The organism is Vibrio sp. 10N.261.46.A3 (genome assembly GCF_041472995.1).
Taxonomy (GTDB): domain Bacteria; phylum Pseudomonadota; class Gammaproteobacteria; order Enterobacterales; family Vibrionaceae; genus Vibrio; species Vibrio coralliirubri.
The window spans coordinates 42,496-67,374 of record NZ_JBFRRH010000021.1 but is presented as its reverse complement, the minus strand read 5'-3'; the positions used below and the strand labels follow the sequence as shown (position 1 = coordinate 67,374).

Sequence of the window (24,879 nt, the reverse complement as noted above, 5' to 3'; positions counted from 1 at the left end):
ATTATGGGTCAGCGGAGGACAAAGGAATGATTGAATTTAAAGATATCGGCAAAGCATATGTCACGGGCGGTCAACGTGTTGATGCATTAAACGGGGTCGATGGACACATCCAACGTGGTGAAATGGTGGCGTTATGTGGGCCATCAGGTTCTGGAAAAAGCACACTTTTGAATATTCTTGGTTTGTTGGATATGGATTACCGAGGCGAGATCAATATTGATGGCCAACCGTATCCGACAGAGCAAATCGCCGCTGCACGCTTTCGTCGTCAATCGTTGGGTTTTGTGTTTCAGCGCTTCAATCTGGTTCCTGTGATGACCGCGCTTGAGAACGTCGCTTATCCATTGATGTTGAACCAATGCTCAAAACAAGAACAACAGACCAGAGCGCAAGACATGTTAGAGCGTGTTGGGCTAGGCGAATATGTACATCATCGCCCAGACAATCTTTCAGGCGGCCAGCAGCAACGTGTCGCAATAGCCAGAGCGCTAATCCACAACCCAAGCTTAGTGATTGCCGATGAGCCGACTGCTAGCTTAGACAGCCACACCGCCAACCTAGTGATCGACATTATGAAAGATCTCGGACACGAAATGGACACGACTTTTATCGTCGCAACGCACGACCCAAGAATGGCGCAGCGTTGCGACCGAGTGATTGAACTTATCGACGGCCAACTGGCTCCACAAGCTGTAACTACGGAGGCGATCTCATGGGCAAGTTAACACAAAGAATGAGCACGTTTTTACTTCCAACTTCGGTGCGTTTGGCGTGGCTTAATCTATTAAGAAATGGTCGACGTAGTATGCTTTCGGTGTTGATCATCGCGATTGCGGTATTTGCGCTGACCTCGGCTGGAGGCTACGGGCTTTATACCTATGAATCTCTGCGTGAATCGACCGCGCGCGATACTGGTCATCTTACTTTGAGTACGCCGGGATATTTTGAACAAGACGAAGACATGCCGCTGAGCAATGGTCTCGATAATGTTCAAACGCTAACCCAGAGCATCATTGGCGACAGCGACGTGCGTGGTGTGCAGCCGCGAGTCTACTTCAGCGGTTTGGTGTCTAACGGCAGTAAGTCGACCATCTTTATGGGAACGGGCGTCAATGAACGTGAGTTCGACATGAAAGGGCCATTCCTTGATGTGCGCAGTGGTCAAACTCTCTCAGATGTGAAATCACTAAGATACGACAGCCAAGAGCCACAAGTGATGCTGGGAACTGACCTTGCTCGTAACCTCAAAGTTACGGTTGGTGATTGGGTGACACTGCTCGCCACCACCAGTGACGGTGCTTTGAATGCTTTTGATTTTAAGGTACAAGGCATCTACTCGACAGGGGTGCCAGAGCTGGATAAGCGTCAACTGTATGTTCATATCACGACCGCTCAAGAGCTTTTGGCCTCAGAAAAAGTCAGCACGTTATCGGTATTCCTTTTCGAAACCAGCAAGACCTCGACCGTACAACAACGCATTCAAGCGACTTTAGATCGAAATAGCGCGAGCCAAAGCGATCAAGGCACAGAGATCGAGATTACCCCGTGGCAAGATCGCGCGTTTTTCTACACCAAGGTTAAAGATCTTTACGACCGGATCTTCGGCATCATGGGCGCGGTGATGGCATTGGTGGTGTTTGTGTCGTTGTTTAACACCATGACCATGTCAGTGACCGAGCGCACTCGTGAGATTGGCACCTTGTCGGCACTCGGCAGTTACCCGTCTGAAATCGTGGCAGGCTTCTTAAAAGAGGCGGGATTGCTGGCACTGATTGGCAGCGCGATTGGCGCGTTAGTGAGTGGCTTAGTATCGGTGTTATTGCTGGTGGTTGATATCCAAATGCCACCACCTCCCGGCAGAACCGAGGGTTACCCACTCAACATTTACTTCTCATTGGAACTAGTTGGTTACGCCACTTTAGGTGTGCTGACGATATGTTTGCTAGCTGCTTATTTCTCTGCTCGCAAAGGCGTGAATAAGCCAATCACGGAGGCGCTGGTTTATGTATAAATTTATTCGTTCACTCACTGTTTTAGGTTCTGTATTGGTTTTGGTTCTAGCATCGACACCAAGCTGGGCAGTCGATTCACAACAAGTCACAGAGATGATCGCCAAGGCGGATAGTTACCGATTGAACAGCGCACAAGCGTCCAAGGTGGTTTCTTTAGTCGCGCTATATCAAGACGACCAACTGGACAAAACCCGTGAATACAACGTCTACACAAGGCCAAACCGAGAGTCATTAGTGGTCTTTAAATCAGCCGTTGAGGCAGGTCAAAAGATGCTGATGATTGAAGATAACTATTGGTTGTTGATGCCGAAATCTCGTCGTCCAATTCGTATCACACCGATGCAAAAACTATTGGGTGAAGCTTCGGTGGGGGATATCTCGACGCTCACTTGGAGCGAAGATTACCAAGGTGAGTGGGTTGCCGAGCGACAGGTTGAGATGCCGACTGGCGAGACACTCGATACCCATCACCTAAAGCTCGCGGCGAAAACCAAGGGTGCCAGCTATCAATCGATTGATCTGTGGTTAACGGCAGACCGAGCGTTTCCAGTCAAAGCGGATCTGTATCTGCGTTCAGGAAAACTGGCGAAACAAGCTTGGTTTGCTGAAGGCGTGCGTGATGGATTACCCACAGTGATGTCGATGACCCTGCTCGATAAGATTCAACCAAGCAAGAAAACCGTGATTGAGTACCGCGAGGTGAGTGAACAAAGCTTAGCGGATAAATACTACAACCCTGCTTACTTATCGCGTAACAGCGTATCTGGTCTGTAGGTGGACGTCATGAAAGCTTCCAATTGCAGATTCCACATCAAGTCTTCAATCGCTACTTTGTTTGCCTTGTCTTGTGTGAGTAACACGATTCAAGCGGACGATCTGAGCTTAGCGTGGGATTGGCAACTCAGTACTGAAGCGATTGAATCGCGAGAGTCACCATTTAGCCCATTCCCCTCTGATAATCGTCAGTCTTTAAATGGCTTGCTGGATCTTGAGGTTGGATATGGCAATTGGCTTGGTCTGCTTGCAGTGAAAGCCAACGATATTTTGAGCAACAACCCTCAAGGGCAAGAGGCGAGCTTTGAATCGGAATTCATCGTGCGCGAGCTGTTTTGGCAAGGTGGTGTCGAGCTGTCGAATTCAGTCATTGGTGACTACTATCTTGATATCACGCTTGGCAAGGTTCGCCTAGATTGGGGTGTCGGTTATGGCTACCGACCTTTAGACATCATCAAGCCTTATCGACAAAATCCGGTGGGCATTGTCGCAGAAGAGGGCGCAGGTATTGCCTCGGCATCACTGTTCGATATGACGGGCGAATGGACACTGCTTTACAGTGACTCGTCATGGACTTCCCAAGATGTGAATGAATTCGAAAAGCAGAATCAGCAGCAAGGCTTTGGGGTACGTCGTTACAATTTAGTGGGCGATCACGAATATCAATGGGTCGCCTATTATGACGATGTGCGCCACGGCTTACTTGGGGCGAGTTTGGTTTCGGTGTTGAATCTCGCTTGGGAGTTTCATGGCTCGGTGGTCTATCAACGACAAAGCCTTGGCTACAGCCAGCCTGATTCAATGCTTAAACCTGTGTATCTCGAAGAGCAGGGCGAAGCTTATCAAGCGTTAGCAGGATTAACATGGGCCAATGACACGGGCCATAATGTGGTGTTGGAATATTGGTTTGATAGCCGAGCGTGGAGTCATTCTGAGTGGCAAAGCGCAATAGGAAGTGCCGAGTCTTTGTCAGTTAACCCGATGACATCTTCATTGGCAGGTTCTTATGCGCAAGGTTATCAGCACGCCAATTTGGTTCAACACAACATCATGTTTCACTGGTCTCTGGATTCGACACATGGCTGGCTCGAAGATATCACGCCAACATTTGATGTGATGTTGTCTCCTCAAGATGGCGGTTTTATTGCGACTCAGTGGCTTAATTATCAAGCATTAGATAATGGCGATTCATCGTTGGAATTGGAACTTGCTGCACGCTTTCTAGGTGGTAAAAGTGATTCTGCTTACGCCAACTTACCCGATAGTCATATGATTCTCTTAAATATCAAAGGACGATTTTAATGGACACTTCTTCAAACAGTCGGTTTTCATGGATTAAAAGCTTCGCGTTCACCACGCTATTTTGTGTTCTTATTGCGATTACAACCCATACGATTTGGGGCGGCGGTTTAACGGTTAACTTGGCAATCAGTTTTGGCTTTGGTTACAGCGCCGTGGGTTCTTCTTTCATCTTGGTTAAGTTGTTTAAGAGGACATCCCGAACGCTTGAAGTGGGTATCTCAATGCTGTTCGCGATGACCTTTGGTACCTTGAACGCGCACTATTGGTTGAACGGGTATTTCGGGGCCAATATCTCGGACCTTAAATCCGTAGTCTTGCTCGGTGTGATCTTCTGTTCGGTTTGCTATTACTATTTCTACACACGAGAGCAGCAGTTACGTGCCGATAACGAATTGGAAGTGGCCAAGCGTCGTCAGGCCGACCAAGAAAAGGTGGTGGTGCTAAGCCAGCTTAAGCAACTGCAAAGCCAAATTGAACCGCACTTTTTGTTCAACACGCTTGCGACCATCAATGTATTGATTGAGAGTGACAGCGCGAAAGCCAAGTTGATGCTCGAAAAACTGACTGACTTGTTGCGTGTGACTTTGAAAAACAGCCGCACCGAGCAATCGACCATCGCACAAGAGGTCGACTTGTTAGACGCTTATCTTAATATCCAAAAGATACGTTTGGGTGAGCGCTTAGCGTTCTCGATTGAAACACACGAGATTAGCGATTTGCAGGTGATTCCACCGTTCTTGATTCAACCCTTGGTCGAGAATGCACTCACGCATGGCATCGAGCCCAAAGCCGTTGGTGGCCAAGTGAATATTCGTATTACTCAACAAGCACTGCAGCTAAAAATTGAAGTGGCTGATAATGGCGCTGGGTTGAAAACGCCTTCTGCGAATACGGGGCACGGTGTTGGGTTGAGCAATATTCGTCAAAGAATCGAAACCCTGTATGGTGATAAGGCGAGCCTAACGATTACTGAACACGTTGAAGGCGGGGTCGTCTCGACGATCTTGTTACCGCTGACTGACGCAGCTGCCTAAAATTACAGACCAGAAAACACAGAGCAGTGACGAAAAATAGACGATTTACAGTGTGAATTTAAAGGACTAACCATGAACAACTCAGCAGTACAGCCGAGCGTAACGGCGATAATCGCAGACGATGAAGCACTGTTAAGGCACCACTTAGACAAGAGCCTTGCTGAGGTTTGGCCGGAGCTAGAGATCGTCGGCAAGGCACAAAACGGGCTAGAGGCGATGCAGAGTATTCAGCAGCTTAAGCCCGACGTGGCTTTTCTCGATATTCGTATGCCGGAGCTGGATGGTATCTCGCTGGCGAAACAATTGAACAAGCTAGATTCGCCGCCATTGATTGTGTTCATTACGGCTTATGACGAATACGCGGTCAAAGCTTTTGAGCACAATGCGATGGACTACCTGCTGAAACCCATCAACGAAGAGCGCTTACTAGCGACATGTCACAAGGTGCAAGCGCGTCTGTCGAGCAATCAAACACAAACAGGTAGTACTCCGGAACAGCCCGATATCACAGCGTTAATGGCTCAGCTTCAACAACTATCCCAATCGACGTCACAGCAAACGCAGCCTCCTTATCTATCGCAGAAAAAGTATCTCACGTGGCTTAAAGCCAGTGTCGGAGAAGACATTCATCTTATCGCTGTCGATGATGTGGCTTACTTCAAAGCAGAAGACAAGTACGTGTCGATATTCAAAAAAGGCCAAGGCGGTTTGCTAGAAGAGTTTATTCTCCGCGTATCTTTAAAAGAGCTGATTGCGCAGCTTAATCCGGATGAGTTCTGGCAGATCCACCGCTCGGTGGTGGTTAAAGTGTCGGCCATCGATAAGGTGAAGAAAGGGCTCTCAGGTCAGATGTCGGCGTATGTGTCAGGGGAAAAGCTACCGATCAGCCGTGCCTCGCAAGCGTTGTTTAAGGGTATGTAGCGAACTAGCTTAAAGGCATGTAGCGAACTAGCTTAAAGGCATGTAGCTATTTATTTTAAATGGATGTAGTTAGCGAGTCTAAAATCGATGTAATAGGCTCTTATCAAAACACCACTTTAAATAAGCACAGCGATCTTACATAACGCTTAGTGATTTATAAAATAAAGATCCAGATCACAAAGATACTCATCCGGTTCAATATTAAATAATAATCGTTAACTCAATCTGTATATTGTCGGTGAATGACATTAAGAGGTTGTTATGAAAACATATTATTTAGCGACGGCTCTATGCCTCACCTTAGTTGGCTGTAGCTCAACATCAAAAACCACCGAAACGCCAATCCAGCCGGATCCGGCATGGACATCAGGCCAGCTAGAAAATGGCCTTACCTACCATGTTTATCCAGATCATGAAGAATCCGTATCTGTGCGTTTAGTCGTGCACGCCGGTTCAATTCAAGAGACTTCTCAACAAGAAGGCTATGCGCACTTCTTGGAACACATGGCATTCAATGGCAGTAAAAATTTCTCTGAAAATGACGTGATTCGCTTATTTGAAGATGCAGGCGCTAGCTTTGGCGCTGATATTAATGCTTACACCTCTTATGAAGAGACGGTATACCAGTTAGATTTGCCAGATAACATCCAATTGCAGTCTGCCCTGACGTGGATGCGTGACATTGGTGACGGTCTGGATCTATCAAGTTCAGAAGTTGAAAAAGAGAAAGGCGTGGTTCTTGGTGAGTTCCGTATGGCTCGCCTCGATGATAAGTCATTCGGAGATATATATTATGATCACTTCATTGAAGGCGGCCCGTACGAATCGCAAGATGCATTGGGGACTAAATCGTCGATCGTGAATGCCACTCCTCAAGGCATCACCAACTTTTATCAGACTTGGTATCAACCTCAAATAGTTGAGCTGGTCGTTTCTGGTGATGTGGATATCAAAACCGTGATTCCACTCATTGAAGAGAAGTTTTCTAGCTGGGAGCGAGGCGATACGCCGAGGCCAGAGAAACAGAAAACGACTTCATTCAATGAAGATGATTATGTTGAGTTCGCAGGAAGAGAAGCGCCAAGCATCACTTTGACGTTTAACCGAGGTTTAAATCGGGTTGAAAATCATGCTCAGCAGCATCAACGCTGGTTGGATGAAACCGCTCAACAATTGATTCGACAACGATTAGAAGCGGTATTCAATGATGCTGCGCTGCCGACTCAATGGATTGCGTCTGATAGCTATCGAATGGGGGCTCTTAATTATTCGTCAATAAGTGTTGGATTTCCGGCTGGTGGCCGTGAAGTGATCCAACAAGATCTGCTTTCTACATTGGCATCATTGCGTGATTTTGGTGTTTCGCAAACGGATATTGTTGGCGAACAGCACTATTACCAAGACTTGCTGGATAACATCGAGCATGACTGGGATAAATTGGATAGCGTTGAACACGCGAACTACAAAGCGAGTGCGTTAGTCACTGATCGAATCGTCCAATCACAGAACGACTATCAAGCAAGTTTGGAAGCCTTCATTGCTAACTTGAGCCTTGAAGTGATTAACGACAACATCAAGAATCTACTTTCTGATGATTACTTTATTGTTATTGGGATGGATGACTCCGAAGACAGAACAGCGATCATCAACTCTCTCGATAGTTTAAAAGCCACGTATAGCGAGGCGGGAATTGCGCCGCTTGCGATAGGAACAGCCAGTGCTTTTGCTGTACCTAGCTCACAAGGCGAGGTTGTACTTGCTGAACAAATGTCTGTCGACCCATACATCCAAAAGTGGACGTTAAGCAATGGCATCGACATGTGGTACCTGCGTGATTATGAGGCAGGTGATGATGTTGGGGTGATGTACATGAGCCTCGGCGGAAAAGCCGCTTTGGATCCGAGCTTGTACCCAGCGGTTGAGGTTGCGTTACCTACCTTCGCTCGAAGTGGTGTCGGTGAATTTACGGGGTCTGAGCTTTTAGCGCATTTTGATCGTGAAGATATTCGAGCCGATTCCTTTATTGGCAACACCCGCCATGGTGTTGAATTTAGTATTAACAAAGATGGGCTCAAAGATACGTTTGCTGCGCTGTATACCTTCATCACTGCGCCTAAAATTGTTCCCGAGCAGTTAGAGGCAGTGAAGCAGGAATTTGTACAAGGTCAAGAATCTTTCTTGAGTAGCCCTGTTGGTCAGTTTGAACGAGCGGTAAACCACAATATTTATCGTCAGGAAAGTGGTCATTATCTTGTAGATAAAGAGCGTGTTGAAACGGTTTCTGTGGAAGACGTCGCTAATCTTCATCAGCAGCTGTTTGGCCAATTGAGACATAACCAATTGGTGGTCGTGGGTGATATCGACCCAAATGAATTAAAGCCTTTGGTTGAGCAATACTTGGCTTCGATTCCATTAGAAAATGCCGAGGTTCCGGACTTTAAGGTGGCTTACAAGCAGCCATCTGAATCACGTATTGATGTAGCGATCAACAATGTGAATAGTGCAGAGTACATCCTACGAGTTATCTCTGTGCCTAATATTGAAGTTAAAATGTCGGCAAAAGATGTTTTCATGGAAGACTTACTGCAGCGCTTGCTGGCGACTCGTCTAGATACCTATATTCGTGAAGAGTTGAGCTTAGATTACTCGCCATATACCTATGCAACGTTACGAGACAGCGAGCCGAGTTATGAGTGGGTTATTGGTGCGATGATAGCGCCAGAAAATGTAGACCAAGTCGAAGTGGCGATCGATAAAGTGATTGCAGACCTTTTACAAGGCGTTTCTGAAAAGGAAATGCACGCAGTCGTGAAACAGTTTGAAGCGGACTTCACGCCTCTCGAGAAGAGCTCTATCGACCAAGCGTGGTATGTGTCTCGCTACTTGCTCCATGATTACGGTGTCGAAGCTTTGTCTCAAGTAGAGCGTGTTGCGAGATCGGTCTCTGTAGAAGAGATGAATGTGTTAGTGCAAAGCATCTTTGGTGAAAATAGCCGTAAGGTTAAGAACATCATGCGTCCTAAAGCCTAAAGCCTAAAGCCTAAAGCCTAAAGCCTAAAGCCTGAAACCAACAGAAAGAGACAGCTGAAAGCCAAGCGAGCACCGCTTGGCTTTCTTGTTTTTCCACCATTCATAACGTCTATGCATCACCTGTTGTTAAGCAGTTTTAGATCTATGTAAATCTAAATTTCGAGAACGCTTAATCGGTTGCATCGTATCATTTTCTAAAAAAATGTTTTAAATCAAGACAGCGTTTCATTTGTATTGTAGATTGACGATCTACGAGAATGTTGTTTGGATATTAGATTGCTTAAACTGGGTACCCGATTAGTCTTAATGTTGTTTTTACTGAGCTTTGGCTTAGTGAATTCTAACGGCTATTCGTTTCCTTCTAAGCCATTTCAAATATACTCGGCTCAAGAGCAATCTTCACAGAATGATCTTTGTAAACAAGCCGCTACGGATAATCCGTCGAGCTACTTAGAGTGCGATAAGGCTCAGTTTGGCACCGTGCCTTCTGGTGACAGTTCCAACTATCACGACACCGAATCAAGCCTTCAAGCAGCAAACTTCAGACGCATGCTCAGTAACGAGCAAGAAAGCGTGGCCGATCTTGAGCCTGCTTATCATCTACTGATCGACTTCTCTCCCCCTTCATTACTGGCTTCTCTGCTTTTCAACACACCACTGTTGGATTCCAAGCAGCACTGGACCAGCATTGTGAGTTCTCCGTCCTCCCGGCTTGCTGGGTGGAAAGAGGGCAACATCCAATACTCGCATTTCCGAGAACTTCTTAGCTAATCGTTTGACCCTAAATTGGTCGTATCGATGGTCACTTGTGCCCGTTGAGCTCGCCAGTTAACCAACACAAACATAGCGACATCAGCTTTAGCATCACTATCTTTCAATCAGCTTGTTCTGGTTGTGATTAGCCATAGCTCGTGTTCGCAAAACATTAGACATACCAATCGTAGTAAATAACTGAACACCCTAGCTGGTTAAAATGCTCGATAACTGCGTTAGAATTTTTGATTGTAGAATAGCTACTTATCGAAAAATCCTGCCTTGTTCTCAAGCCTTTTTCCTTCGCTAGTGTCGATCATTTATTCACCGTGATTGGTAAAAAGAAGAGATCTTGACTGTGAAAAAACGCATTCAAAGAAAACAAATAAACCACTACTCAAAGTGGAAATACGTGGTGCTTATCGCCACTATCATCATCATGGTTCTGAGTGCTTTACCTTCTTGGTATGGCGAGAATGCATCGGTTCAAATTAACAACCGTTCTGAACAGACCATCGACGCGAGTCAAATTACCCAATACCTTGCGAGCGAAGGCATCCAAGCCAAATCGGCATTTCAAAAAGACAACCGTTTGGTTGTGATCTTGGAAGATGCAGAACAACAGGCGAAAGCCAAAGAGGTGCTGAATGAGCGCCTATTGGATAACGCGACTGTTGCGCTAGCGATGGAGCCAGCAGCACCAAAATGGTTGACTGACATGGGCTTCGCGCCGATTCAGCTAGGCCTTGACTTACGTGGTGGTGTGCAGTTCCTGCTAGAAGTGGACATGGAACCGGTTTACCACGCACAAGCGCAATCTGTGGTCGATGAAATCACCAGCCAAGTGCGTTATGCACGCGGTAAAGTGGTGAACAACCAAGTTGAGTTTAACTTCCGTACTGATGCAGATTTCGAGAAAGCACAGAAACTGATTCGCGAAGAGTTCCCACAATGGCAACGTGACCGTTCAGATAAATCGCTAACGTTAACTCAGTCTGAAGAAGAACAAAGAACGCTACGCAACCTAACGGTTCAACAAAACCTGCAAATCATGCGCAGCCGTATTGAAGAGCTAGGCATCACTGAGGCATCGATTCAACGCCAAGGCGAAAGCCGTATCCGAATCGAATTACCGGGTGTACAAGACCCTGCAGCCGCGAAAGATGTGATTGGTGCTACGGCTTCATTAGCGTTCTACTCTGTGTACGACAACGCAACGCGCAATACTCAAACTCTGAAAGATTCAGATGGCAATCGTGTCGTGGTTGCTCGCAAAGCAGTGCTGAGCGGTGAACACATTATCGATGCACGCAGTGGCATTGGTGAAATGGGCAGTGCAGAAGTAAACATCACGTTGGATTCTTCTGGTGGTAAGAAAATGTCTGAGTTTTCTCGCCATAACATCGGTAAGCCAATGGCGACCGTTTACAGCGAATACAGCCGTGACAGAGCCGGTAACAGCGAAAAAACCAGTGAAGTGATCAGTGTGGCGAACATCCAATCTCAACTGGGTAGCCGCTTCAGAATCACTGGTGCAGGCAGCATGGCAGAAGCACAAGAGCTTGCTCTACTGCTACGTGCCGGTTCATTAACAGCGCCTGTTACCATCATTGAAGAGCGTACTATTGGCCCATCTCTGGGTGCTGAAAACGTAACGAATGGCTTTGCTGCTTTGGCTCTTGGCCTTGGTCTGACTCTAACGTTTATGGCGCTATGGTACCGCCGCCTTGGTTGGGTCGCGAACTGTGCATTGGTGGTTAACATGACCACGTTGTTTGGTTTGATTGCCTTGCTACCGGGTGCGGTATTAACTCTGCCAGGTATTGCGGGCTTGGTACTAACCGTCGGTATGGCGGTGGACACTAACGTGCTTATCTTCGAGCGTATTCGAGACAAGATGAAAGAAGGGCGCAGCTTTGCTAGCTCTATCGATCGTGGTTTCGATAGCGCATTCTCGTCAATTTTCGATGCTAACGTCACCACCATGATCGTTGCTGTGGCTCTATACACAATCGGTAATGGACCGATTCAGGGCTTCGCTCTGACACTGGGCTTAGGTCTTCTAACCAGTATGTTCACGGGCATTTTTGCTTCACGAGCGATCATCAATTTGGTTTGGGGGCGTGACCAACGCCACGATGTAAGGATTTAAGCATGAGTACTTCAAAAATGACTATTTCAGACCGCTATTTTTCAAATAGCTATATTTCGGATAAGAATATGACTCGCCTTCGTAAGGTGATGTCTGTGATTTCTATTGTGCTGTTCATGAGCTCTGTGATGCTGGTGGCGGTGAAAGGTTTTAACTGGGGCTTGGACTTCACAGGCGGTGTGGTTGCCGAGGTTCAGCTCTCTGATCAAGTAACCAAAGATGCGTTAAAAACAAAACTTGATACGGCTTTCCAACAAGATGTTCAAGTGGTTGGTATGGCAGAACAGGATCGTTGGACAATCCGTTACAGCCAACTGACAGACGCTCCACAGCCAAACTTAGTGGATGCTTTGTCTTCTGTGAGTGACCAAGTAAAAGTGCTTAACAGCAGCGTGGTTGGCCCTCAAGTCGGTCAAGACATGGTTGACCAAGGTGGCTTGGCGGTATTGGTGTGTTTCCTAATGATCATGCTGTACCTGAGTGTTCGTTTTGAATGGCGTTTAGCACTCGGCGCCCTTGCCGCGATCATCTATGACGTGACGCTTATCTTGGGTCTGTTCGCTTTTACTCAGTTCGAGTTCAACTTGACTGTGTTAGCGGCTGTGTTGGCGATTTTGGGTTACTCGTTGAATGACTCGATCATCATTGCCGACCGTGTTCGTGAAATGCTGCGTGGCAATCCAAACGGTGACACTGATAACCTGCTTAACGAATCGGTTAAAGCGACCTTCTCACGCACCATGGTGACTTCAGGTACAACGCTGATCACCGTATCTGCACTTTGGCTACTTGGCGGTGCTGCACTACAAGGATTCGCGATTGCACTGGTTGTCGGTATTGTCAGCGGTACGTGGTCTTCAGTGTCTGTCGGTATCACACTGCCTAAGTTACTTGGCCTACAGCCTTGTCACTACCAAGTGAAAGCGCCGGTCGAAGTTGAGGGCGAGTACCCTTAAGCTCTCTATTGGTTAACTGTACGACTTAGTCAATAACGTCAACAAGCCCTTCGTTTATAACAAAACGAGGGGCTTTATTTTTTATAAGAGTCAGACAGTTACAGAAAAGAGAGCCTATTTCAAAAAACGATGGATTGAGCAAGCAAGCCCTCATGATATGAAGTATGTTTAGATGACGTTCGTAGAAATGAGGCAAGGGAATGGAATATCGACATCAATGTCATGTAGGCGACCATGGTGATGCGCTAAAGCATCCAGTATTGAGTGCACTTGTTCAGTCATTAATGCAGCAACATTCACGCCTCAATGTTATCGACACCCACTCTGGTACAGGCTGTTATGACCTCACTACCGCTCCAAGCAATCACGCGGGTGAGTTTGCTGAAGGGGTCGGGTACTTGTGGCGAAACAAGGCTTATCTTCCTCCGGCATTTGCTTCTTTTATGTCGGTGCTGGAATACTACAATCCGAATCAACTTATCTCTCTTTATCCGGGTTCTGCAGCCATCACCTACCAACAAGGCCGCAGCCAAGATAGCTTCTATTTTTCAGACATTCAGCAAGATGAAGCCGACCTATTACAAACCAACATTGAGAAGCTGCAACGCGATCTTGATGTCTCAAGTAAGCTCACCATTACCGCGGGCGATGGCTTGAAAGCACTGCCTGACGACATAGCAAAACACGACAACCATCACCTGATTGTTATCGATCCACCCTATGAAACCGATTCTGAATATCTCGCGGTGATCGATGCCTTGGTTAAGGCGTATCAACAGTCTGAGAAGGTATCAGCCCTCATTTGGTACCCGCTTTACACGGATGACAAGAGCTCACTGATTCTGAACCACTGCGTGACAGCGGTGAAAGATGGCTTGCTACCAAGTCCGATTAAGTCGGAGCTTCGTCTTCGAGATCCCAAGGGTGATGATCGCCTGATCGGCAGTGGTTTGTTGCTGTTCAATCCGCCACAAGGCATCGCTGGAATGGTCGCAGAGACGCTCGATTATTTACACAGCCAACTCGCGACTAATGGTGAAGGTTACTGGCAAATGAGAAGCTTATAGATCTGATTTTTATGGGTTTTATGATGGTTTTCTAGACATCACTCACTAAATCACTGTTATCTATGTGGTTTAAATTGACCAAACGCTAACTTTTATCGATTGATTAATTGCAGTGAATCATTTAAAAATAGAATATCAATGCGCACAAGTGCATAATGGCTCATAAGTTAAATAATTACCCCTAATTAATATCAGATTGTGGTTTACCCCCTAAACTGCATTAGGCTCGCACTAGTCATGCGAGCCTTTCTTTTGCCTGTCGTAAAACTCAAGGCATCACTATCACTTCAAGATCCACTACAACGCTGGATAATCGATGTAGCCTTTTTCGTTGCCGCCGAACAGAGTGGCGCCATCGAGATCGGATAGTTCGCTGCCGTTTTGTAGGCGTGAAACGAGATCCGGGTTTGCTACGAATGGGCGACCAAATGCGACGAGATCGGCGTAGCCTTTGCTTAGTACTTCTTCGGCGCGTTCTGGTGTGTAACTGCCAGCGACGATGATGGTGTTGGAGAACAAGGCTCTTAGCTCGACACGGAAGCTTTCAGGGATAACTGGAGCATCATCCCAGTCGGCTTCTGATAGGTGCAGATAAGCGATATTACGAGCTTGCAGTTCCTTTGATGCTTCTAAAATCGTTGGCACGATGTCTGGGCAGTTCATGTCTTTGAAGGTGATGAATGGGGCTAAACGTACGCCCACTTTGTCAGCACCGATCTCTGCAATCACTGCATCAACCACTTCAATCAAAAAGCGAAGTCGGTTCTCACGACTGCCACCGTAGTTGTCGGTGCGCTTATTTGAATTGGTTCTTAGGAATTGATCGATAAGGTAGCCATTACCGCCGTGGATCTCGACGCCGTTAAACCCTGCCTCGACCGCTTTTTTCGCTGAGTTAGCAAAATCTTGAACAACACGATCGATGTCTGCTTGGGTCATCTCTCTTGGTTGGATGCAATCGACCATGTTGCCGTTACCATTCTCATCAGAGATCCAAACCTGAGTTTCAATTGGTGCTAGTGCTGAAGGGGCAATCGGCAACTCGCCCTTTTGAAAGGTAGGATGTGATACTCGGCCTACGTGCCATAGTTGGCAGAATATCGCGGCACCTTGTGCTTTTGCTGCTGTAGTGACTGATTTCCAACCTTCAATTTGTGCATCGGTATAAACGCCGGGTGTAAATGAGTAGCCTTGAGAGTCATCAGAGATTTGTGTCGCTTCAGTGATGATAAGCCCAGCACTTGCGCGTTGTTGGTAATAGGTTGCCATCATGTCGTTTGGCACGTTTCCAGGTTGGCTAGTACGAGCGCGTGTCATGGGTGCCATAACCACGCGGTTTTGCAGTTCTAGGCCTTTCAGTTCTGATGTTTCGAATAATTTGTTCATGGTTTCTACCTTGTTTTAATGCTGTGATCTTTCTTTTTGTATTGGGGCTATAAGTCGCGTTATTTGCTTTCTGCTGGGCTGAAAATAGAGTTGCTCTGTGGCTTTTCAGCTCGGTTAGCTTTGGCTATTAGCAGCAAACCAATCACTGGGACAACAACGGCTGCGAATGGAATCATGCCTGCGCCTAGTTGGCTGTCGAGAACCATGCCGCCAAGGAATCCACCAAAGGCATTGGCTAAATTAAACGCTGAGATATTCGCGGTTGCTGCTAGTTCTTGGCCTTCGCCACCGTGGTTCATTACTCGAAGCTGCATGGCTGGAACGTTGGCAAATGATGCAATACCAAAGACAAATGCTGCTGCAACGAATAGGATTTTGTTGTCTACCACAAGGCCAACCACCACCAATGAAACGATCATTGCGACGGCCCAAAACATTGAAGCTTTGCCTAGGTTTTTATCTGAAGAACGTCCGCCCAAGGTGTTACCGATGATTAAGCCGACACCAACAATCACTAAGATCCAAGTAACAGACTCTTGACCGTAACCGGTGATGTGCATAGCGATTGGAGCAAGGTACCCGTATAGCGTCATGAAGCCAGACCAAGCAAAAGCAGTGATTGCCAAGCTGATCAGCAGCATTGGGTTTTTGAACGCTAACAGCTGAGTTTTGATGTCTTTTGCTTCACTGTGACCGGTCGATTTAATTGATGTCAGGATTGAAATCATTGCGATGGTGCCAAGTGCTGCTACTGTGAAGAAGGTGGTGTGCCAGCCGAATTGCAAGCTAACCCACGTACCAGCCGGAACCCCAAGAACGTTAGCGAGCGTTAAGCCTGCGAACATCTGACCAACCGCACGGCCTGCCATTTTTTCAGACACTAAGTTGGTCGCAACAACCGCACCGATGCCATAGAAAGGACCTTGCACTAAGCCTGCGATAACACGGCTTGCCAGTAGTAATGGGTAGCTTGGCGCTAAGGCCGACAACACGTTACCGATGATGAACAGTGCCATTAAGCCAATCAGCACTATCTTCTTATTAAAGCGCGCAAGGTAGATGGTTAAGATCGGGCCGCCGATAACGATAGCCAACGCGTAAGCACTGATAAGGTAGCCAGCTTGACCTTCTGTGATTGAAAGTGATGTGGCGATCTGTGGAAGAATGCCTGCGATAACAAACTCAGCCGTGCCAATTGCAAATGCAGCGAGTGTCAGTATCCAAACTTGGAATGGCATTTTTTCTTTATGGATGGTTTCTTGTGTCATGGCTTTTGATTTCATGATGAGTTACCTATTTAAATTCTTGTTTGTTAGGACGTTGAGATAAACGTCCTAACGATGTTCTTTGTGTATTTGTGTATTTGTGTCTTTGCGGGGGTTTAGCCGAGTAGAGCGCCGCCATCGATGTCGATGATTGACCCTGTTACGTATGGGTTGTTAATCGCGAATAGGTAACCCATAGCCACTTCTGAAGGCTCGCCAACCTTGCCTGCGGGTAGATTGTTTTTGGCGTTGTCGTACATGCTTAGACGAGCGGAATCATCCATGTTTTTGTAGGCTTCCGTCATGGTCAGGCCCGGGCTTACGGCATTGACGCGAATGGGTGATAGCTCTTTCGCCAGTATTTTGGTTACGCTTTCTAGCGCGGCGTTGATGGCGGTTTTTACGTAAGTGCCAGCCACTACTTTGCGAGACAACATGCCCGTCGTGAGCGTGATAGAGCCGTTTGGCGTCATGTAACGTGCGGCATGTTTGGCTACGTTTAAGCTGCCCCAAAACTTAGTGTCAAAAGCTGTCTTAGCGTCTGCGGTTGCTACGTCTGTTACTTTTCCTGCGGGCGCTGATGAGCCAGCCGTTACGATTAAGTGGTCAAACACGCCAATCGATTCGAAGTATTCACAAATTGACTTTTCATTGCTGATATCAAGGCCTGTATGTCGGCTAGCGACGTGCACTGTGTTGTTTTCGTTTCTTAGTTGCATCGCTAGTGCTTTGCCGATGCCTGATGTGCCACCAATGATGACGAAAGTGCGTTGCTCTTGTTTAGTCGATTCGTTAGTCATGCTCTGAATTCCTGCGTTGTTCTGTTGATGTTTGCCATTATATTTATTCGACTAAATTTGATAATTGGTTAAAATATAAATTCATTATTCGGTTAAACTGAATAATGTGACTGAGTATTCAGATCGAGAAGTAAGACGAAGAGGTGGAAGCGAGAATCGTATGGATAAGTTTTCAGATATGGCAATGTTCGTCAGTATTGTTAAGCATCACGGGTTAGCGGCGGCGGGGCGTGAACTGGGTTTATCGCCTGCGACCATGACAGCAAGGCTTCAGGCACTTGAAGAACGATATGGTGTGAAGTTGTTGAATCGAAGTACGCGTCATGTGTCTTTGACCGACTCTGGAGAGTTGTATCACAAGGCGTGTTTGGAGATATTAGATAATGTCAGTGAGGCCGAAAACCTGATTCAAAATGGCGTCAAAGAGGTCAAAGGTCCACTCAAAATCGCCGCGCCGAAAGACATCGGAAAGCAGTACATTCTTCCGATTCTCTCTGAGTTCTGTCAGCAATATCCCGACGTGATCCCTTACCTCTACCTGAACGATAACCTCTCGAACATTGCTGAATCTGGCATGGATATCGTGGTCCGTTATGGTGAATTGGTCGACAGCAGTTTGATATCCAGACGCTTGTCGCCAAGCCGGCGTGTACTGTGTGCCTCACCTGAATATCTTGCCAAGCATGGAACACCGTTAACGCCACAAGACTTGGTTGAACACGACTGTTTAGCCATGCTGCGCAGCAATGAAGAGCTCAAGACATGGCACTTCCAAGATCATGACATGAAGAAGTCGATTACCGTTGTGCCGAAGCGATTTTCAGACGATGGCGAAGTGATTCGCTACTGGGCATTAAAAGGCGAGGGCATTGCTCTTAAATCGGTGCTGGATGTGCAAGACGACATCAATAACCAACGCCTTGTGACGCTGCTCAATGGCTACATGAAGAACTTCAACACCGCGATGTCGGTGTCGAGTGCCGATTTGAATGTGGTGTACATCAGCAAAAAGTATCAGCCTAAACGTATCCGGTTGTTTCTTGATTTCTTGTTTGAGCGGTTTGGAGATTGCGTCAACCCGAGTTGTTGATTTCAAAGTTACGAAAGTAAAAGAAATACAACGATGGCAACCGCTAACGCTCTTGGGATAAAGGTATCTTTGTCTATCATGAGAACCTCTTATCGTGCCTCAAATGAATGAGGCACGAGTTATTTGTTGGGGTTAACGAAGGTGTAGGTAGAACGGAGAGAAGGTATCAATTAAATCAACTAAACGTTGAAGTTGCTTGATATCACCCTTGGTTGCCTTCGCCGTTGATTCTTCAACATTGATGTCTTTGACTAGGAATAAATGAACAAGGTCTTGTTTTGACATCTCGACGGTGAGATCGGCGCTCACAGAACTAAAACCATTGTCGACAGCCATCGTGCGGTTAGACACGTTCACGAGGTATGGGCTTCCATCTACGACAAGGTTGATAACGTGCGTTTCGTTGGTGTTCAGTTGCTCCGCTATGAGGCGAGTTGGAATCAGTGACATCACGTCATCAGTTGGTGCCTCTACGAACTTGCTGGCATCGCCGAAGAAGTTCATTGTATCTAGTACACCATCTAGTTCTCCGCGAAGCTCTGCTGCACCTGTGAGTGCCCAGTGACGCCAACCCGGAGTCGATTGTTCCCAGCCCCAACGCTCTAGTGCAACGGCTTTTTGTCCACGAGCATACATATCGCTGTGATCGACGCGGATAACATGCGTTAGGATCTGCATCGCTTCACCGTACTGTTGTTTTTCGATCATGCGGTCTGCGGCCTTTTTAATGGCGTCTGGGCCACCCATCATATCAACATACAGTTGCGCCATGTCCTTGTGTGGTGGCTTAGCAAACTCACTGGCATCACCATTGAACCAACCAACATTGCCTGCATAGATATTGGCAACATTTTGATATTCTGAGCCACGCAGCGGGCGCAAGTAGTCATGATCCTTGAGTTCTTCTGGAAGGCGAATGCTGTCCGAAAGCTCATGCATGGTATAGCCTTTGTTGATATGGCGAACCGTTTGATCTTGCATGTAGCGCAGTGAATCCGCGTAGGCTTTCATCACATCTTCAACCCGCTCTTGGCTGACTGCAGAACGGCCGTGGTGTAGCGAAAGCGTTTTTGGCTGATAGCGGCGCATGCGGTCTATAGAGTCTGCCCATTCAAGGCCGTCACGGTACTCGGCACCACGAATGGTGTAGAGATTTGGAATGGTTTCACCTTGAATGGTATCGCCACCGACCATGTCTCCCGTTTCATGTACGTAGAGTGCAACACCATCTGGCGCTTCACCAGGTGTGTGGAAAAACTCCAATGTAAGCCCATCGACCTTCATGATCATCAGATCGTCAACTAAGATATTTGGCGCGAAGAAGGATTTGTTTTGCGATTGCATCACGATGTCTGCTGGGTAGCCAACACCTTGGTTTACACCTTTATCGTAGTCATTGTTATGAGGGATAAAGGCACCAAATGCATACGCGGTTCGAATCGACTGTTGATTAAGATAAATACCAGACTCTTCATTCATTTTCTTTTGGAAATCAACATGAGCGATGACATTAATTTTGCCTGATTCGAAGTCTTCTCGCGTTGCTAACCCCTCGGTTCCTGCCCATTGATCTGGGTGGTGGTGAGTATAGAAAATCGTATGAACTTCACGCTCGTCCCCTGTCGCTTCACGGTAAGCTGACAGCATGGCTTCACCAGTTTCAGCCGTTGAACCAGCGTCGATAATGATCAGTCCTTTGTCACCTTGGAGGAAGGTGATCGAAGCACCCTCAAAACCAAATGCGTTGTACATGCGGTCTGATAACTTAAAGATCACAGGGTTGGTCATTGCTTCTTCCATAGCTGCTAGCTCTGGATGAATTTTGCCTTCTTGCAAAGCCTTTTCCATGTTTTCTTTGTTGTATTCAGGCGTGAATAGAGGTTCACTTCGCCAAATTATTTCAGGGAATGACCCCGCTAGTTTTGTCGAGGCATTTTCAGATAAAGGAAAGTAACTTTGCTGCTCAGCAGACATGGTTGGAGAGAGGAACTCAATACCATTAGCAAACGGGTCATAGTTATTGGAAAGTACGACGTCGTACTCGCTCATATCGAATGAGTGGTCATGGTCGCCGTGAGTTAAACGTTCTGATGCATGATGAGAGTGAGCCATCACATTGCAAGACGCTAAAATTGAGAGAGCAATAATGGTTTTTTTCATAGTGTTACCCTGGTTCTGTATTTCGTATGAATCAGACTCAGAATCCATCCTGTTTCGTCATTCTTCAAAAGTTGAAGGATACGAGGTTGTGTAATGTGCCTCGTTGATGACGATATCTTAGGCAGTTCTTAAGCGGCGAACCATTGGGTAGTAGCTATAAAAAGCATAGATTTTATCTATATAAAGTGAAATATATTGCCATTAATTACGATTTATCACTTATTGCATAGTTTTTATTTATTTTTTGAAGGTGTTGTTAGATGCTTTTTGATGTGCTCTCGAACTTGAGCATGTCGTTGATCTTGAATACTACGTTTGTGATAAATCATTTTCATTTCGTAGTCACGCAGTGTAAATGGTGGTTCTAGAACTTTTAGCCCTAGCTCTTCTGCTAAATCAAACATGGATTCACTGACAATGCACACGGCGTCTGAATTACGGGCATTCAACAGTAGATTCGATTGGCCGGAAACTTCTCGAACCACGTTACGATCAAATGCTTCTTCAGTTCGGGTTTCTAGCGCGCTTACGTTTTTGTCTTTTAGGCGCAGCATGATGTGCTCGGCGTTTTTGAATTGCTCAAGAGAGATGCTATCGCCAATTGTTGGGTGGTCTTTACGGCATGCGAGTGCGAGCTTTTGAGAGCCGATCGATTCAACAATAAAGGAGTGATCAGTAACAGAGATATCGTCGACAACAATATCCACCTCTCCGGTTCTTAGTTTATCTAAAATACTGTATTCAATGGCGGGAGTTTCAACAAAGTAGACCCCTTCATAGCCAGGAAGTGCCTGCATGATCACTTCTGGGCAGCAGATTTTTAGTTTTCTCTCTTCTTTAAATACTGAGTCGAGGCGACCTAATATTTCTCGACATTGCTCAGCAAGATAATGCGCATCTTCTGTCGGTTGAATTGAACGACTGGTGCGATAAAACATGATTTTTCCGCTCTGCTCTTCAAAATTTTTGATCGCGGCGGTCATCGATGGCTGAGTCATATTCATATGTTCTGCTGCTTTCGAAATACTATTGAAATCATAGGCTGCGAGAAAGTGTTTAATCAGATTTAGATTCATATAGGTGTGCCCTGTAGAAAGAGATTAAATAGTTTGAATACGACTCGGTGATCGTTGTGTCGATAACGGTAGAGTCAGTAGCGTCGAGATTTAGCTTAAATTATGTATTGAAAACATGCGCTATATATTTGTTGGAAAACACATTTTTTTACCAAAATAACAAATCAAGATATGATGGGTGAAAAGTGACCAGTACAAGGAGTGCTCATGAAATTAGTCGGTAACACCGTTATCCAACCTTTTCACAAGGCAACCTGCCATTGCGGTGCGGTTGAACTAGAGCTCAGCTTACCTAACGGGATAGAAAAGCCACGCCGCTGTGATTGTTCTATCTGTCGTCGCAGGGGAGCGATTGTGGGCTCTGTTGCGCTGGATGGCATCAAGATCCTCAAAGGTGCAGAGCATCTCAAGCTTTATCAATTCAATACCAATACCGCGAAGCATTACTTCTGCTCAAACTGCGGCATCTATACCCATCATCAACGCCGTTCTAGCCCAAATGAATACGGTTTTAACATCGGCTGTTTGGAAGGGGTAAACCCTTTTGATATTGGTGATGTGGTGACCAATGATGGTGTCAATCATCCAGCTGATCGTTAATTTATTGAGCATTAAAAAGGGAAGAAATTATGTCTGAATATGGAGCGCTCATTCGCTGGAAAAAAGCAGAAGATGAAGTCTTTAGCGACAATCAATACAGTCGCGGTCATACGTGGGAGTTCGATGGTGGTGTCACTGTGCCTGCTTCGTCCTCTCCACATGTTGTGCCACTGCCGTTTTCGGTGGAAGCGAATGTTGATCCAGAAGAAGCGTTTATCGCGGCACTTTCTAGTTGCCATATGCTGACGTTTTTGGGCATTGCCGCAAAGCAGAAGTACGTGATCGACTCTTATGTCGATGATGCCGTCGGTGTGCTGGAAGAAGATGAATTTGGCCGCTCGTCTGTCACTAAGGTGACTCTGCGGCCTAAGATTGTGTTTCTAGGTACCAAAAAGCCCACCGCCAAGCAGCTCGACAAACTGCATCACTTGGCACACAAAAACTGCTTTATCGCGAACTCGGTAAAAACAGAGATTGTGGTCGAGATGCGAGATTGATTTAAAACAATCACAAGATTTCTTTAAAAGCTTCGTCCTTTTTATCTCGCGATCGTCTTAAGGGTATTCATGCAATTTCGTTGATTGCACAAAGACCGAACACACTATTTGAGGAATCCTTCATGACAGCGTTTAACAGTGCATCGAATTACGGTGAAAATGCATTTATCAAAAGCAAACCAGAGATGCTTGAGAGCATTTACAACACCACCGATGTATTTCCTTACTGGGTTGCCGATATGGATTTTCAGGTGGCGGAACCGATCACTCAAGAGCTGAATCGCTTGGTTGAGCGTGGAGTGTACTCGTATGAGTTCAATGAACAGGCAGTGTTTGAGGCGCTATCACAATGGTATTCAAAGCGTCATGGTTTAAGCCTGTCTGCTGACAAATTCGTTCAGGTTCCGGGAGTCTTACCAGGCATCGCGTTGTTACTGCGCCAGTTTACCAATGAGGGTGATGGTGTGCTTATTCATACGCCGGCTTACCATCAGTTTGCTAATTTGGTGAATAAGGCAGGCCGTCAGGTCGTGAATAGCCCGTTGATTAATGACGGACAGCGTTATCAGATTGATTTCGATGGTATGGAGCAACAGATCATCGATCAACAAGTGAAGACCATGATTTTCTGTAATCCGCATAACCCGACTGGGCGAGTGTGGACACCTCAAGATATTGAACAAGTCATCGAAATTGCTAAACGTCACGATGTGCTGATCATCAGCGACGAAGTCCATTCCGACATTATCTTTGAAGGCCATTCTTTTACGAGCTTAACCAGCTTTGATTACGACAAGGTTATTGCCTTGATTGGTTCTCCGGCGAAAACCTTCGGCATGCACAGCATCTCAAACGGCTATGTGTACACCAACAATAATGAGTTGTTTGAAGCGTTCAAAACTAATGTGGTGGCGATGTATCTTGACCATGGTAATGCGTTCAGTACGTTTGCAACCGTGGCGGCCTTTGAGAAAGGTGGTGAGTGGCTAGATGGCATGTTGGTGTATCTGCAAGACACGGTGAAATGGATCACTGAGTTTGCGGAGAAGCGTATTCCTCAGTTAAAAGTCTCCCAGCCGCAGGGCACTTACCAAGTGTGGTTTGATTTCTCAGGATTGGATTTCTCGGAAGAAGAGCTAAAAAATGTGGTGTTTGAGCAGGCTAAAATGGGCTTAACCCCAGGTGGTTGGTTTGGTGCGCAAAGCCCTAACTTTATGCGAATGAACATCGCAACGTCACGTGACAATATCGAGCAATCATTTAGGGCTTTAGCAGACGCGATTGATGGCTTTGAGAGAGGAAGTCAGACTTCTTCAACTTGTTGTGATAGCGGCGCTTCAAAAAGCTGCTGCTGATATCGAGCGTTAGGCTTTAAAGAACGAAAAACCGCGAGGCTGCTTAGTGCATCACTGGCGGTTTTTTTGTGTCTGTGTAATCCTAGGTAGGCTTTAATTGAGTGACAGTTAGAAAGTTCTGAGAAATAGGTAGAGAGCTCTTGAATGGTAGGAATAGATTGGTTAGCAGAGAGTTATGTTTAGCGTCCCATTGAATAGTTTTGTACATCGTGTGAGTGATAAAAGCCAAGTGATGGCGAATGCTGCGGAATGTGGATGTCAGTTGAAACGAGTTCGTCGTTCGCGTAATTGGCTGTTGGTCGCTCAAGAGCATCAACTCATTGAATTTAAAACGATGTTAACCCACGAAAAAGACGATTGGATAGCAATCGCAATCGACAAAGTGCTGCCTAAACCTGTGGTGTGTTTGGCATCTCTGTTGGCCGCTACACCTTCAATGACTGTGGCTCAGCTGGTGATCGAATCTGGATGTTCAATGGCTGAAGCAAGACGCGCGATTGATGAACATGAAGGGTTGTGAGTGCGAGCTTTAAGTAAGTTGATCGTGTTGTGACAAGAGAATCGCGAGCAGCAAAAAGCCCGTAACGATATTGCGCTGGAAAACGTCATATCGTTACGGGCTTTATCATCTGTGCTGCTGTTAAGCTAA

General features: G+C 46.3%; 21 protein-coding genes. 16 read left to right on the top strand and 5 right to left on the bottom strand.

Annotation, left to right across the window (positions count from 1 at the left end; translation table 11 throughout):
* The first annotated feature begins 26 nt into the window (after positions 1–26).
* From AB4484_RS05245 to rlmJ, 11 genes are all read left to right on the top strand, one after another.
* Positions 27–725 carry an ABC transporter ATP-binding protein gene (locus AB4484_RS05245; RefSeq protein WP_372076768.1) on the top strand — a complete coding sequence of 233 codons (699 nt, stop codon included), beginning with the start codon at positions 27–29 and terminating at the stop codon, positions 723–725.
* Positions 713–2,011 carry an ABC transporter permease gene (locus AB4484_RS05240; protein WP_372076766.1) on the top strand — a complete coding sequence of 433 codons (1,299 nt, stop codon included), beginning with the start codon at positions 713–715 and terminating at the stop codon, positions 2,009–2,011. The genes AB4484_RS05245 and AB4484_RS05240 overlap by 13 nt, the downstream gene beginning before the upstream one ends.
* On the top strand, positions 2,004–2,786 hold the full coding sequence (locus AB4484_RS05235) for an outer membrane lipoprotein-sorting protein (protein ID WP_372076764.1): 783 nt from the start codon (positions 2,004–2,006) through the stop codon (positions 2,784–2,786). The genes AB4484_RS05240 and AB4484_RS05235 overlap by 8 nt, the downstream gene beginning before the upstream one ends.
* 9 nt (positions 2,787–2,795) lie before the next feature.
* Positions 2,796–4,088, top strand: coding sequence for a hypothetical protein (locus tag AB4484_RS05230; protein ID WP_372076762.1), 1,293 nt, complete (start codon positions 2,796–2,798; stop codon positions 4,086–4,088).
* Positions 4,088–5,122, top strand: coding sequence for a sensor histidine kinase (locus AB4484_RS05225; RefSeq protein WP_372076760.1), 1,035 nt, complete (start codon positions 4,088–4,090; stop codon positions 5,120–5,122). The genes AB4484_RS05230 and AB4484_RS05225 overlap by 1 nt, the downstream gene beginning before the upstream one ends.
* Positions 5,123–5,194: 72 nt before the next feature.
* Positions 5,195–6,043: a LytR/AlgR family response regulator transcription factor gene (locus AB4484_RS05220; protein WP_372076758.1), complete on the top strand. Its 849-nt coding sequence runs from the start codon at positions 5,195–5,197 to the stop codon at positions 6,041–6,043.
* A gap of 261 nt (positions 6,044–6,304) precedes the next feature.
* Positions 6,305–9,073, top strand: a complete 2,769-nt coding sequence (locus AB4484_RS05215; protein WP_372076756.1) for a M16 family metallopeptidase — start codon at positions 6,305–6,307, stop codon at positions 9,071–9,073.
* Between the two features lie 306 nt (positions 9,074–9,379).
* Positions 9,380–9,844 carry a hypothetical protein gene (locus AB4484_RS05210; protein WP_048610107.1) on the top strand — a complete coding sequence of 155 codons (465 nt, stop codon included), beginning with the start codon at positions 9,380–9,382 and terminating at the stop codon, positions 9,842–9,844.
* A gap of 334 nt (positions 9,845–10,178) precedes the next feature.
* The gene (secD, locus tag AB4484_RS05205; RefSeq protein ID WP_017061263.1) at positions 10,179–11,978 is read left to right on the top strand and encodes a protein translocase subunit SecD; all 1,800 of its coding nucleotides are present in this window, start codon (positions 10,179–10,181) and stop codon (positions 11,976–11,978) included.
* A gap of 2 nt (positions 11,979–11,980) precedes the next feature.
* Positions 11,981–12,934: a protein translocase subunit SecF gene (secF, locus tag AB4484_RS05200; protein ID WP_048614133.1), complete on the top strand. Its 954-nt coding sequence runs from the start codon at positions 11,981–11,983 to the stop codon at positions 12,932–12,934.
* Between the two features lie 200 nt (positions 12,935–13,134).
* The gene (rlmJ, locus tag AB4484_RS05195) at positions 13,135–14,001 is read left to right on the top strand and encodes a 23S rRNA (adenine(2030)-N(6))-methyltransferase RlmJ (protein WP_122081426.1); all 867 of its coding nucleotides are present in this window, start codon (positions 13,135–13,137) and stop codon (positions 13,999–14,001) included.
* A gap of 297 nt (positions 14,002–14,298) precedes the next feature.
* Here the strand turns inward: rlmJ and AB4484_RS05190 are convergent, their stop codons facing one another.
* The 3 genes from AB4484_RS05190 to AB4484_RS05180 form a co-directional block, all read right to left on the bottom strand.
* Positions 14,299–15,387 (bottom strand): alkene reductase, encoded by a 1,089-nt coding sequence (locus tag AB4484_RS05190; protein ID WP_333008041.1) that lies wholly within the window; start codon positions 15,385–15,387, stop codon positions 14,299–14,301.
* A gap of 59 nt (positions 15,388–15,446) precedes the next feature.
* On the bottom strand, positions 15,447–16,655 hold the full coding sequence (locus tag AB4484_RS05185; protein WP_333008044.1) for an MFS transporter: 1,209 nt from the start codon (positions 16,653–16,655) through the stop codon (positions 15,447–15,449).
* A gap of 113 nt (positions 16,656–16,768) precedes the next feature.
* Positions 16,769–17,452, bottom strand: a complete 684-nt coding sequence (locus tag AB4484_RS05180) for an SDR family oxidoreductase (protein WP_333008040.1) — start codon at positions 17,450–17,452, stop codon at positions 16,769–16,771.
* Between the two features lie 160 nt (positions 17,453–17,612).
* Here AB4484_RS05180 and AB4484_RS05175 point away from each other — a divergent pair, with 160 nt between their 5' ends.
* Positions 17,613–18,542: a LysR family transcriptional regulator gene (locus tag AB4484_RS05175; protein WP_333008038.1), complete on the top strand. Its 930-nt coding sequence runs from the start codon at positions 17,613–17,615 to the stop codon at positions 18,540–18,542.
* 132 nt (positions 18,543–18,674) lie between these two features.
* On the opposite strand, the gene AB4484_RS05170 is transcribed toward AB4484_RS05175, so the two are convergent.
* Together AB4484_RS05170 and AB4484_RS05165 are read right to left on the bottom strand one after the other, a co-directional pair.
* On the bottom strand, positions 18,675–20,702 hold the full coding sequence (locus AB4484_RS05170; RefSeq protein ID WP_231717426.1) for an alkyl sulfatase dimerization domain-containing protein: 2,028 nt from the start codon (positions 20,700–20,702) through the stop codon (positions 18,675–18,677).
* A 233-nt stretch (positions 20,703–20,935) separates the two neighbouring features.
* On the bottom strand, positions 20,936–21,778 hold the full coding sequence (locus tag AB4484_RS05165; protein WP_050632604.1) for a LysR family transcriptional regulator: 843 nt from the start codon (positions 21,776–21,778) through the stop codon (positions 20,936–20,938).
* A gap of 207 nt (positions 21,779–21,985) precedes the next feature.
* Between AB4484_RS05165 and AB4484_RS05160 the strand changes: the two genes are divergently transcribed.
* The 4 genes from AB4484_RS05160 to AB4484_RS05145 all read left to right on the top strand — a co-directional run bounded on the left by AB4484_RS05160 (position 21,986) and on the right by AB4484_RS05145 (position 24,750).
* The gene (locus AB4484_RS05160; protein WP_050651206.1) at positions 21,986–22,378 is read left to right on the top strand and encodes a GFA family protein; all 393 of its coding nucleotides are present in this window, start codon (positions 21,986–21,988) and stop codon (positions 22,376–22,378) included.
* A 29-nt stretch (positions 22,379–22,407) separates the two neighbouring features.
* Positions 22,408–22,875 (top strand): OsmC family protein, encoded by a 468-nt coding sequence (locus AB4484_RS05155; RefSeq protein WP_333008036.1) that lies wholly within the window; start codon positions 22,408–22,410, stop codon positions 22,873–22,875.
* A gap of 122 nt (positions 22,876–22,997) precedes the next feature.
* A complete protein-coding gene (locus AB4484_RS05150) occupies positions 22,998–24,230 on the top strand; it encodes a MalY/PatB family protein (protein WP_372076754.1) in 1,233 nt (410 codons plus the stop codon).
* A 175-nt stretch (positions 24,231–24,405) separates the two neighbouring features.
* Positions 24,406–24,750: a ribosome recycling factor family protein gene (locus tag AB4484_RS05145; protein ID WP_372076753.1), complete on the top strand. Its 345-nt coding sequence runs from the start codon at positions 24,406–24,408 to the stop codon at positions 24,748–24,750.
* Positions 24,751–24,879 lie beyond the last annotated feature (129 nt).